The organism is uncultured Faecalibacterium sp., from assembly GCF_900066275.1.
Classification (GTDB): domain Bacteria; phylum Bacillota; class Clostridia; order Oscillospirales; family Ruminococcaceae; genus Faecalibacterium; species Faecalibacterium taiwanense.
The window spans coordinates 1-11955 of sequence record NZ_FMFG01000053.1; the positions used below are offsets into that span (position 1 = coordinate 1).

Annotated in this window: 11 protein-coding genes and 2 tRNA genes; 2 read left to right on the forward strand and 11 right to left on the reverse strand. The window is 58.9% G+C overall.

Going from position 1 to position 11955, the window contains the following annotated elements:
- Position 1: 1 nt before the first annotated feature.
- The 4 genes from QZL71_RS12205 to QZL71_RS12220 all read right to left on the reverse strand — a co-directional run bounded on the left by QZL71_RS12205 (position 2) and on the right by QZL71_RS12220 (position 3400).
- Positions 2–88 (reverse strand) — tRNA-Leu (locus tag QZL71_RS12205).
- A 195-nt stretch (positions 89–283) separates the two neighbouring features.
- The gene (locus QZL71_RS12210; RefSeq protein ID WP_294648965.1) at positions 284–1606 is read right to left on the reverse strand and encodes an SLC13 family permease; all 1323 of its coding nucleotides are present in this window, start codon (positions 1604–1606) and stop codon (positions 284–286) included.
- Positions 1603–2337 (reverse strand): response regulator transcription factor, encoded by a 735-nt coding sequence (locus QZL71_RS12215; protein ID WP_044954127.1) that lies wholly within the window; start codon positions 2335–2337, stop codon positions 1603–1605. Before QZL71_RS12215 ends, QZL71_RS12210 begins: the two co-directional genes overlap by 4 nt.
- Positions 2327–3400 (reverse strand): sensor histidine kinase, encoded by a 1074-nt coding sequence (locus QZL71_RS12220; protein WP_097775006.1) that lies wholly within the window; start codon positions 3398–3400, stop codon positions 2327–2329. Before QZL71_RS12220 ends, QZL71_RS12215 begins: the two co-directional genes overlap by 11 nt.
- A 171-nt stretch (positions 3401–3571) precedes the next feature.
- Here QZL71_RS12220 and QZL71_RS12225 point away from each other — a divergent pair, with 171 nt between their 5' ends.
- Both QZL71_RS12225 and QZL71_RS12230 read left to right on the forward strand, forming a co-directional pair.
- Positions 3572–4594, forward strand: a complete 1023-nt coding sequence (locus QZL71_RS12225) for a threonine aldolase family protein (RefSeq protein ID WP_005944946.1) — start codon at positions 3572–3574, stop codon at positions 4592–4594.
- 164 nt (positions 4595–4758) lie between these two features.
- A complete protein-coding gene (locus QZL71_RS12230; protein ID WP_005944949.1) occupies positions 4759–5274 on the forward strand; it encodes a PTS sugar transporter subunit IIA in 516 nt (171 codons plus the stop codon).
- A 64-nt stretch (positions 5275–5338) separates the two neighbouring features.
- On the opposite strand, the gene QZL71_RS12235 is transcribed toward QZL71_RS12230, so the two are convergent.
- From QZL71_RS12235 to QZL71_RS12265, 7 genes are all read right to left on the reverse strand, one after another.
- A complete protein-coding gene (locus QZL71_RS12235; protein WP_097777278.1) occupies positions 5339–5983 on the reverse strand; it encodes a YczE/YyaS/YitT family protein in 645 nt (214 codons plus the stop codon).
- Positions 5984–6031: 48 nt separating this feature from the next.
- Positions 6032–6976: a GTP-binding protein gene (locus QZL71_RS12240; RefSeq protein WP_294648966.1), complete on the reverse strand. Its 945-nt coding sequence runs from the start codon at positions 6974–6976 to the stop codon at positions 6032–6034.
- Positions 6977–7096: 120 nt separating this feature from the next.
- A complete protein-coding gene (locus QZL71_RS12245; RefSeq protein WP_294648968.1) occupies positions 7097–10126 on the reverse strand; it encodes an EAL domain-containing protein in 3030 nt (1009 codons plus the stop codon).
- Positions 10127–10162: 36 nt separating this feature from the next.
- Positions 10163–10348, reverse strand: a complete 186-nt coding sequence (locus QZL71_RS12250) for a hypothetical protein (RefSeq protein WP_294648970.1) — start codon at positions 10346–10348, stop codon at positions 10163–10165.
- A gap of 60 nt (positions 10349–10408) precedes the next feature.
- Positions 10409–10795, reverse strand: coding sequence for a hypothetical protein (locus QZL71_RS12255; protein WP_294648972.1), 387 nt, complete (start codon positions 10793–10795; stop codon positions 10409–10411).
- Positions 10796–10994: 199 nt separating this feature from the next.
- Positions 10995–11071, reverse strand: a tRNA-Met gene (locus tag QZL71_RS12260).
- 86 nt (positions 11072–11157) lie between these two features.
- Positions 11158–11955: DUF4349 domain-containing protein (locus QZL71_RS12265; RefSeq protein ID WP_294648974.1), on the reverse strand; the 798-nt coding region annotated here is incomplete at its 5' end.

An 11955-nucleotide genomic window follows, 5' to 3' on the forward strand; every position in this document is an offset into this window, starting at 1 on the left:
TTGGTGCGGATAAGAGGACTTGAACCTCCACCGAGTTGCCCCGATTAGAACCTGAATCTAACGCGTCTGCCAATTCCGCCATATCCGCATATTTTGTTGTATTCGTGAGCTGTGACGCTCGGAACGATAGTTATTATACCAGATATGGCAGAATTGTCAAGCATTTTTTCAAAAAAACTTTTTCCCCACTGCAAAACGTCATACTTTCGCGAAAAAAGCCCTCTGCAGGCCGATTTTCCGGCGGTGCAGAGGGTCGGAGTTTCTTTGTTTTTTCTTCAGAAGATCAGACTTTGCCCCACACCAGCCACAGGTACGCATAACCTGCCAGCACGGCGGCCAGCGTAAAGGGCACGCCGATGCGCAGGAAGTCGCGGGTGGTGACGGTCTCGCCGTTTTTGCGCAGAATGCCAATGGCCGCGATATTGGCCGAAGCACCGATGGGGGTCAGGTTGCCGCCCAACGTTGCACCGGTGAGCAGGCCGAAGTAAAACACATAGGGTTCCACGCCCACGCCATCGTTCATCAGGGCGGCGATGCTCTGCACCACCGGCAGCATGGCGGCCACGTAAGGGATGTTATCGATGAAGGCCGAAAGCACCACCGACACCACCACCAGCAGGGTGAACAGTCGGAAAGGGCTTTCCCCTGCCACGGCATGGAACATCCGGGCTGCTGCGTCGATAACACCCGCCGCGTGGATGCCCGCGATCACGATGAACAAGCCAAACAACAGCAGCAGGGTGTCGCAGTCCAGCTCGCCCAGCACATGCGCCAGCGGCTTTGCCGACCCTGCCCGCAGGCAGGCGCGCGCCACGCCAAACAGGCACAGCCCCATGCACACAAGGCCGCTGCGCAGCTCGTACACCGTGTGCAGCGGCCCGGCTGCAGGCTCCGGCAGGAAGGATGCCGCAATGAGCAGCCCCACCGTCAGCAGCATCAGGGCAGTGGGCACATCATCCTCCACCTCAGTCTCCACCTTGGCGGCGATAGGCTGGGTCTCGCGGCGGAACAGCCACAGCAGCACTGCCAGCGAAGCAAGTGCGCCCAGCTCTACGCCCCAGAAGATGCCCGGACGGCCCCGCATCCAGAAGAAATCGAAGAAATTCATGTCGGCAAAGCTGCCCAGCAGGATGCTGGTGGTGTCGCCCACCAGCGTGGCCGCGCCCTGCAGGTTGGAGGACACCGCAATGGCAATGAGCACCGGCACCGGCGAGATCTTCAGCTTGCGGGCAATGGCAAGGCCCACCGGTGCCACCATGAGCACCGTGGCCACATTGTCCACAAAAGCACTGATGACACCGGCGAACAGCGCCAGCATACACACCGCCCACTTGACATCCGGCACACAGACGATAAGCATTTCCGCCAGGCGGGCAGGCATTTTGCTCTCGATGAACAGTGCCACCGTACCCATGGTGCCCGCCATCATGAGCAGCACATTATAATCCACGGCCTGCAGCGCGGCGCGGAGTGAAAACTCGTAGACCCCTGCCTCGCCCAGCACAATAAAGAGCACCGCACTGCACAGTGCCACCCACGGGCGGTACCGCTGCAGCCGCAGCATCAATACATAGGTAACAGCAAACAGGATCAGTGCAAGTATCATTCGTTGATCTCCCCGCTGCGGGCATCCTCGTCGATCATGCGGTAGCCCACGCCCAGCTCATTGAGGATATAGGCATTGCTGCCCGGACGGCTGCCCAGCTTTTTGCGGATATTGGCCATGTTCACCTGCAGCTTTTTGGTGCTGCCGATATCGGTATCGCCCCAGATGGCCTTGACGATGGCCGCATAGGTCATCACGCGGCCCGCGTGCTGGGAAAGGAACGCTACGATGTTGTATTCGGTCTGGGTCAGCTTGATCTCCTGCTCGTCCACGAACACCTTACGGCGGTCATAGTTGATGCGCATTCCCTGTGCGCGGAACTCACCCGCCGGGGCATTGCCGCCGTGCATGGCACTGTAGCGGTTCAGCCGCAGGGCAGCGCGCACGCGGGCCAGAAGTTCGCCGGTGCTGAAGGGCTTGGTGATGTAATCATTGGCACCCAGATCCAGCGCTTCGATCTTATCCATCTCGTCGGTGCGGGCCGAGAGCACCACGATGGGGGTCATATACTTCTGCCGCACGGTGCGGATGAATTCCAGCCCGTCCCGGTCCGGCAGGCCCAGATCCAGAATGACCAGATCCGGGTTGTGGGAGGCGAACAGAGTCAGGCCCATGGTACAGGTATGAGCCACCAGAGCCTGATAATCGTTGGTGGTGAGCAGCGTTTCGATAAAGCTGCAGATATTTGCCTCATCCTCTACGATCAGGACCTTGAATTTGTTATTGCTCATCTTCTGCATCCTCCATTTCAATTTCTTCGGTCTCCAGCCAGAAGCGGATGGTCGTTCCCTCACCCAGACGGCTCTCGGCCTTGATCTCGCCGCCGTGCGCCTTGATGATGGCCGCACACACCGAAAGGCCGATGCCCATGCCGTGCTTGCGGCTGTCTGCCGGTACATCCGGGTCGGTGCCGGAGAACAGCGTTTTCAGCCGTTCTCTGGGGATGCCGCAGCCATCGTCCGTCACCTCGAACACCGCACGATTGCCCACCGTGAACACCTTCAAGGTCAGTTTTGTCATGCCCTCGGCGTGCAGAGCGGCATTTTCCAGCAGGTTCATCAGCACCTGCTGGATGAGCATGGAATCCATGGGGATCACGATAAAGGCATCCGGCGTTTCCAGCTCCACCGGGATCTCCGGGTAGCGCTTGCGGAACTTGACCAGCACCGTATCCAGCAGTTCGTCCAGCACAGTGGGGGTCTTTTGCACCGTCACCTTCTCGCTGTCGATGCGGGTGACGGAAAGCAGATTCTCCACCATGCGGGTCAGCCACTGGGCATCACTGCAGGCTTCGCCAAGCAGTTTAATGGTCTTTTCCTTATCCAGCGAGTCATAATTTTCAATCACAGTGGAGCAGGCACCGTAGATGGAGGTGAGCGGGGTGCGCAGATCGTGAGAAACCGCGCGCAGAAGGTTTGCACGCATTTTTTCCTTTTCACTCTCCATACGCAGCTGTTCCTGCTTTTTGATGCGGGTGGTGAGGGTGCTGGTCATGATGGACACCACCAGCATCACAAGGCCGGAGAACAGGTTTTCCGACAGGGTAAAGTTGAAGGCGAAATACGGTGAGAGGAAGGCAAAGTTCACAGCCAGCACGCTGATGAGCGAAGCCGCCACACCCCACGCATAACCTTCTGTATACATAGAGGTGACGAATACCGCCAGCATAAAGATAAGCATTGCTACGCCCTCAATGCGACCCATAACGGCCTGTGTAAGCATCACCATGGCATAGGCGGCGAACAGAGCCAGCAGCATTACGGTGGCATCCCGCACAAGCGTCTGTTTTTTCATGCACATTCCCCTTCCCAAATAATATATTCCGTTTCCCGCATTATACCATAGAAAAACTAAAGATACAGTAAAAATCCTTTGCCGTAAAGAGGGACGCGATTTGACACTCCCTCTCCCCCGTAGTAGAATAGCCCTATCAACACTTTATCTCACTGGATCAGGAGTAACGATATGCTGTATTTCGAGAACGACTACTGTGAGGGTGCACACCCTGCCATCCTGCAAAAGCTGGCCGAGACCAACTTTGAAAAGGTGCCCGGCTATGGCACCGACCCCTACTGCGCCAGCGCCAAAGCAAAGATCTGCGCTGCCTGCGGCTGCCCGGATGCAGACGTGACCTTCATCTCCGGCGGCACCCAGACCAACGCCATCGTCATTGCGTCCATGCTGCAGCGCTGGCAGGGCGTGATGGCTGCTGCCACCGGCCATGTGGCTGCACACGAAGCCGGTGCCATTGAGTATACCGGCCACAAGGTCATTGCCCTGCCCGCCCACGAGGGCAAGGTGAGCGCCGCCGATGTGCGCGACTGGTGCGCCACCTTCTATGCCGATGCCAACCACGACCACATGGTGTTCCCCGGCATGGTATATATCTCTCACCCGTCCGAGTACGGCACCCTGTACACCAAGGCTGAGCTGGAAGAGCTGCACGCTGTGTGTCAGGAGTACCACATGCCCCTGTTCATGGACGGCGCACGCCTGGGCTACGGTCTGATGGCCAAGGGCACCGATGTTACCCTGCAGGATATCGCCCGCCTGACCGATGTGTTCTACATCGGCGGCACCAAGGTGGGCGCGCTGTGCGGCGAGGCCGTGGTGTTCCCCCACGGCGCACCGGCCCACTTTATGACTATGGTCAAGCAACAGGGCGCGCTGCTTGCCAAGGGCCGTCTGATGGGCCTGCAGTTCGATGTGCTGTTCACCGACGATCTGTACACCCGCATCAGCCGGAACGCCATCGAAACCGCAGACCGTCTGAAGGAGGGCCTTGCTGCCAAGGGCTACCGCTTCTATATGGAGTCGCCCACCAATCAGGTGTTCCCCATTCTGGAAAACAGCCAGCTGGAAGCGCTGGAGCCACTGGCAAAGTTCGGCTTCTGGGAGAAGTACGACGACACCCACACCGTGATGCGCATTGCCACCAGCTGGGCCACCCGCATGGAGGAGATCGAGCAGCTGATCGACCTGATGTGACCCTGCCGAAGATTTTCTGCCGGTTTTATGCGGGATACCAATTGCAATTCCTTTCACAATGTGGTATCTTTTGGGTAGACCAATGGGTTGGAGACGGTGGGCCTTGCAGGACAGCGTTCCGGCCAGCTGGCTCTATGAAATGATCGGAAAGAAGGTATTTTAACATGGGCTTTTTTGATAAGCTGTTCGGCGGCAAGACCGAGCAGGAAGAGACTGTCAAATTCTTCGGTCAGAGCAAGACCGTTCTGACCCCCATCCGCGGCAAGGTGCTGGCACAGGCCGACATCCCCGACGAGACCTTTGCACAGGGCATCCTTGGCCCCGGCTGCGGCATCGAGCCCACCGGCAAGACCGTGTATGCTCCGTTTGACGGCACCGTGGAACAGGTGGCTTCCACCCTGCACGCCGTGGGCCTGACCAGCGAGGACGGCATCGAGATCCTGATCCATGTTGGCATGGACACTGTGGAGATGCAGGGCAAGGGCTTCAAGGCACTGGTCAAGGTGGGCGATAAGGTCAAGGCCGGCACCCCGCTGCTGAAGGTGGATCTGGACGCCATCCGCGCCGCAGGCCATCCCACCGCTACCGCCATCATCGTGACCAACGGCGATGACATGGGCGAGCTGAAGATGCTGGCCGAGGGCGATGTGCTGGCCGGCACCCCGCTGTTCAAGTTCTGATTTCTGCACAGCAAAAGGCGTGCACTTCCGCAAAGGAGGTGCACGCCTTTTTGATTTCCCGATCTTACTGGCCGCCCGGCTTGTAGTGCAGCACCCGCTCCGACACCAGCCCGTTGAAGAACTGGATGAAGGGCCCCAGGCAGAAGGCACAGATCAGCGTACCGATGCCCACAAGGCCGCCCAGCAGCCAGCACAGCAGCGCACACAGTGCATCGGTGAACACGCGGCAGCCGAAGTACGGCACCGGGGTGTAGTCCCGCAGGCCCAGCGAGAGGTAATCGTACGGGGCGATGCCCAGATCTGCCGTCTGGTACAGCGAAGCCCCCAGCGCCGTGACCGGCACCGCCAGCGCCACCCACAGCAGCTGCACCGGCAGGCCCAGCGCCTCGGCCGGGCCAAAGTGGGCTGCAATGGGGTCGTAGAAGGCCGTGACAATGAACCCGACGCCAATGCCGTTGACAAAGGTGCCCAGGCCGATGTACTTGCGCCCGAACCAGAACTGCAGTGCAAAGAACAGGATGTTCGTGCACAGGTTCTGCACGCCCAGCGAGATGCCCAGCATCTCGGCCAGACGCATATTCAGTGCGCTGATGGAGTCGTTGCCAAGGTGAGACTGCTTGAACAGTGCAATGCCCAGCCCGATGATCACAATACCGACCACCATGCCGAGGATGCGCCGCGCCGAGGGCATCTGCGGGTTCTTTTTCATGATTCTGTTCTCCTTTTTTGCACCAGTTTTACAACGTTCGTTGAAAGCTCAGCGGTGAAGCTGCGTTTCGATTCTTGCCCTGTCTAGTCCTTCGCCAATGACGATGAGCACATCCTGCCCCTGCGGGATGGGTTCCAGTGTTCTGCCGGCAGCGGTGGCGTTCAGCTCCAGCCAGCCGGTGGTGCCCTGCGGGTCCGGTGCAAAGCCCTTCACCCGCAGCACATGGCCGCAGGCGGCATCCGCAAACAGGTGGTCGGCAGCGGCCTGCAGCTGCTGCAGCGTCAGGTGCTGCTCCAGAAAGCACAGAGAGCTGAAGGCTTCGTGCTCGTCAAAATGCAGCTTTTCGCAGCTGGCCTGCCTGCAGCCGCAGGCCGCAATGGCGGCAAGGTCGGCATCGGTAAGCCGTGCCCAGTCCTTGGTGATGATCTCTTCCGGCGCAAAGCGGCGGGAGCACTTGCAGCCCTCCAGCGCACGGGTCAGGTGGGCCACGGCGGCAGCGGTCTGCTGTTGCCCGGCCAGCTGGGTACGGCTGACCAGCACCCGGCCCGCGTTGGCCGTCTCGGACGCCAGCACGTACTCAGCCTGCGGCGAAAGCGTTTCCGGCAGCATGGCATCCACTATGGCGATCACATTGCCGATGTGACACCAGCGGTCCAGCGGGTCGTCCCGCAGCACATCAAAAAACTCGTCCACATCAAAGATGCCGCTGGGTTCCACCACCACCCGGTCGAACCCGCGCATGGCCATGGCAATGAGCTTGGTGCGCATCCGGCGCTGGTGGGTGTCGCAGTCGCATCCGCCGCTGATGGTCTCAAGGTCGCAGTTCGGGCCAAGAAGGTCCTGCACCAGCATGGCATCCACGTTCACTGCGCCGAAGTCGTTTTCCAGAATGCAGACATTGTGGCCCTGTGCCACCAGATACCGGACATACCGACGCAGAAAGGTGGTTTTGCCTGCGCCCAGAAAGCCGGTGATAAGGTCTACCTGTACCATAATAAAAAAGCACCTCCTGTGCTGTTGTTTGCCCGGTTCCAGTATACCGCAGCAAACTGCAATACGCCAGTGGCAGATGCAAAAAGCCCCGCATTTCTGCGGGACTTTTTATGTTCGTATTCAGCCGTTGTCGGATGCAGAGCTGTACTCGGCAATGACCTTGCGGGCGGCAGGTGCCATTTTGGCCGGTACGGCGGCAGGTTTTGCAAGGAAGTAGCCCTGCAGCGCATCCGCGCCCAGCTCGATGACCTTGCGCAGCTCGGCGGCGGTCTCCACGCCCTCGGCAATGATCTGCATGTTGCGCGGGTAGGCATAGGCCACGATGTTCTGCACGATCTGCTGCTTGTCCGGGTCGGTATCGATGCCGCGGATGATGGCGATATCCACCTTGATGAACCGGGGCGAAAGCTCCAGCAGGCTGTTCTCGTTGGCAAAGCCGCTGCCGTAATCGTCCAGCGCGAACATGCCGGAGAAGCCCGGCGCATGGCGCTTGACCTCCAGTGCTTCGTGGTTAATCTCCTCTTCCTCGGTGATCTCAATGACCATCTGACGGCGCAGTTCATGCCAGCGGCTATCCATATACTCGCTGTCCTCTCTGGGCAGGCAGATGCTTGCAATGGAGTTGATGAACAGCATCGTGTCCCTGCGCACAAGGCCCTCGCTGCGCAGGTGGTCGAAGTTCTCCAGCGATTTGAAGAAGGTCAGCCGCTCGATCTCGCACAGTGCGCCCTGCTCCCGCGCCAGCTTCATGATGGTAGCGGGCGAGCGCAGCGCTTCCATATCGGAGCGCATCAGGGCTTCGTATGCCATCGCCTTGCCGGTGCGGGCCGAGAAGACGGGCTGGAACACATAGTACACCCGCTCCTCGGTAAGCAGCTGCTGGAAGTCGCGTCTCAGCTGTGCGGCCTGTGCTTCCTGCTGGTAGATTTCCATGCTGAACTCTTCCAGATGTCCCTTGTTGGTGCGCTTGACCTGATAGAGGGCAAAGTCGGCATACTTTTTCAGGATGTCCATATCGGTGCCGTTGGCCGGGTACCACGCCACACCGCCGGAAATGCTGATACGCAGCTCATTGCCGCTGGGCAGGATGGCAACGCTCTTCTGCATGGCGCTGCTCAGGGTGCGGATCTTCTCACGGATCTGATCCTGACTGGAATAGCCGTAGAACAGCAGCACGAACTCATCGCCGGAAAGGCGGGACACCACAGTGCCGTTGGGTGTGTTCTCCGCAAGGCAGCGGCCAGTGCGGTGGATGTACTGGTCGCCCCAGTCGTGGCCGTAGGTATCGTTGATGTGCTTGAGGTTGTCCAGATCCATCATCAGCAGAGCTGCAACGCCCAGCTGGTGCGGATCGCGGAACAGCTCTTCGCTCACGCGGTGGAAGGCCTGACGGTTATACAGGCCGGTCAGGATATCGTAATCGCGTTCGTGCTCAATACGCATGCGCTCCAGCGTGGTGGCGGTAACGTCCTCGGCCAGACCCACCTGCGTGGTCTGGTCGTTGGTGACGCGTAGCATGATGTAGCGGGTCTCGCCCTCCCTGCGGATGGTGAGTATCTTGTCTCCCTCTGCCGTGGTGGTACAGGGATGGGAAAGCTGGATGTTGCTCAGCTTTTCCTCAAAGCGGCGCACACTCAGGAAGTGATCCTTGGGCTGGGAGGCACCCAGCAACGCAAAAAAGTTATCGGTAACATACACACTGCCAGTGTCGAACCTCAGCTCATAGCCGCCCAGCTCCACACTGGCCATGTCCATGATGCGCAAAAACTTTGTGGAGTTGTTCAGCAGCTCGCTGTTCAAGCTGGTCAGTGCATCGGCCAGACGGTCCAGCTCCCGGATGTTGGTATGGGACAGCTGCGGGAACTGCTTTTTCTCCTGCCCGTCCACCACTTCGTGATACAGCAGCTCCACCGGATGGGCCAGATTGCGGGCAATGACCAGACTGCCCAGCGCGCCCAGCACCAGCGTAAACACAATGGCAATGGCGATCACGTTGCGCACATTGTCTGCAAAGGCAAACAGCACCTTGCTGTTCACGGTGCCGATCAGCAGCCAGCGCTCATTGGAAAATGGCGCGTTGCGGCTGTACAGAGTAATGGGCAGGGCCACGGCATAATAGTCTTTATTCCGTAGCGTCAGCCAGCACTCGTCCGCCCGGAGTTCGCAGTTCATCATGCCGGCCGGTGCTTCCGAAGTGATCATATCCTCGCTGGAAGTGACCGCCTTGCTGACGATAAAGGAGGTATCTTCCTCATCAGCAGTGGTGGAGACTAAGAAGTAGGTGCCGGTATTGCCGTCCTGCAGTTCACTGTAAGGCAGCTTTGTCTGCAGGTAGCTGGTAAGCAGCTCCACACCCACCACACCGTAGATCGTGCCGTCCGGCAGGATCAGCGGCTGGGAGTAGGCAATGGCGGTGCGGCTGTCGTTGCCTATCTTATAGGCACTGGTGGTCCAGCGGCCGTAATCCTCGGCGTTCAGCCTTGCGCCGTCCTCCCACGCGGTCTGGAAGGGAGTCTTGGAAAAGCCGTTGCCCTTCAGGCCGTAGTAGCGCAAGGTGGGCTGCCAGCTTTTATCGGTGGTGATGCCCAGCTTTTTGACCACCGCCGAGCTGCCGCGCTCGATCATCAGATCGGCGTTGTCCTCCGAAGGGCGGGCATCCGGGTCCAGATCCCGCAGGTAGATGCCGGGCAGGCCGCAGCCCACATCAAGGTTGTGCAGATTCACGGTGTTCAGTACCACAAAGATGCCACTGACCGGTTTTGCTCGCAGGGTGTTCACCAACTCCGGCGCAATGGCCGTGAGCAGTGCGTCGCTCTTCTCACGGCTCGTGTTCAGTTCGGCCAGATCGAGCTGGCCTTCTTCCTGCATGGCAAGAACGGTATTGTTGATGTGCTCCGACAGATCGGTCAGATTCTGTGCATCCTGCATCAGGTCCTGCACGTAGCTGACGCGGTTGCGCACCTGCATGTTGAGCATGTCCTTGGCGTTCTGGTTCAGCCTGCCGTCCACATTGGTAATGGCAATGCTGACTGCCAGCAGCACCACCTCCACCAGCGTCACCAGCATCATGGCGTTAAAAATGGTGCGGAAGATAGGCCTGCCTGTTTTTTTGCGCCGGGCGGCATCCGTATCCTTCTGTCTGCGCAGCATCGCCATCACCTCTTTTCCTCAGCGTGTTCCGTCGGCTCAGCCCTCGTACTGTTTGAGCTGACTGCAGATATCCTGATACCATGCCTCAAAGTGATCGTCGGTCAGGAACTCGGCTTCTGCGTCCGCAGCGCTTTGACCCTCGGCGATGCGCTGCTCCACGGTCTCGCGGCGCACAGCCCGGACACGACCGCTTTGAGATATTTTTTCATCGATTTTCTCCACTGAGGGCGCTCACGCAGCAGGACGTTCCAGCTACCATATCACCTGATTATACCTAGTTTATCATACCATCTTTTTCCGGGTGCGTAAACAAAATCTGGCAAAAACCTTCACGATCACAAGAAAGCGGAAGAACTTTCCACCCATCGGAACAAAAAGCACAGCCGTCAACAGTTCATCCGCCTCGGCCAGCTGGGCCTCGGCAGCGGCATCGTCCAGCATATCCCTGCCCGCGCAGCGCTGCAGGATGACATGGCACACCGGGCGGCGTGTGGCCTCCAGCACCGAGTGACGGAAGCCGTAGCGGGAGACGTTCTTTTTGCCGTACAGCAGAATGAAGCCCATGCTGTTGCGGCTGTCCGCCCGCAGGAAGCCGTGGGTGATGTAGGGCATTGTAAATGGTAAATATAGAAGAAGCACCTCTGCGCAGTACGATTTTGCCGTCATCATTGAACGAGCGCAGCCCCCAGCAAGACCTTCAATCTGGCGGGCCTTGTGGGCAGCTACCATTTCAGCGGCGAGTGGGTGTAAATTTTTGATACAGTAAGAGGGGCTGCTGCACTTTCGGCTAAAACGATGTGCAGCAGCCCCTTTTTCGTATCGGATACAGACAATAAAAAAGCGTTCCGAGAGATCTCAGAACGCTTGGTGGTTGCGGGGGCCGGATTTGAACCAACGACCTTCGGGTTATGAGCCCGACGAGCTACCAGACTGCTCCACCCCGCGATATTTACTTTGTGCTCTCAGCGGTTCTCGCTGACTGCTCAAGTATAATACCACAAGGGCGGGCGGATGTCAAGTATTTTTTTGATTTATTTTTTCTTCTTTTTCCAAACCACGAACCCTGCGCAGGCGGCGGCTGCGATCACCACCACCGGCCATGCACCGGCAAGGGCAACGATGACCTGCTGCAGGCCACCCACAAAGTTCTGCCAGCCAGCGGAAAGGGCGCTGACAAAGCGGCTGCCGAAGCCCTCGCTGGGCGGCGAGTAGGTGCTCACCTCGCTCAGGCTCACGTACACGGTGCACTCTTCCACCTGATCGTTGTACCAGTCCATCTGGCTCTGCCAGCTCTCGATCTGGCTCTGCACATCCGTCAGGCTGGACTCGATCTCAAGCAGGTCGGAGAGGTTGTCGGCCTGCTGCTGCAGCTGCTGCAGGCGGGTTCGCTGGTTCTTGAGATTCTCAAGCCGGGTCTCCACGTCCATGTACTGGGCGGTCACGTCGTCGGCCTGCTGGTTTTTGTAGGTCACGTTGCCTGCTTCGGCCACGGCGGCAAGAAAGTTCTCGTAGTTCTGCTGCGGCACCCGGTAGGTCAGGCTGACACTGCGGCTGTCACCGGCATCCGAGTATTCACTGCTGGATTCCAGATAGCCGCCCGCTTCAGCAAGGGCAGCATCCAGCGCAGCGCGGGCTGCGTCGTAGTCCTTGCTTTCCAGGCTCAGGTTCGCAGTGTAGATGATCTTTGCGTGGTCGGTGCTGTGGGCCGCTGCTGCCGCGTCGTCCTCCGAATAAACAGCGGTGCCGTTGTCTGCGCCGCTTTCCAGCGCCATGGTATTCAGACTGTAATCGGCTGCCATGGGGCTATCTACAGCGGCGCGGTCCGCGCC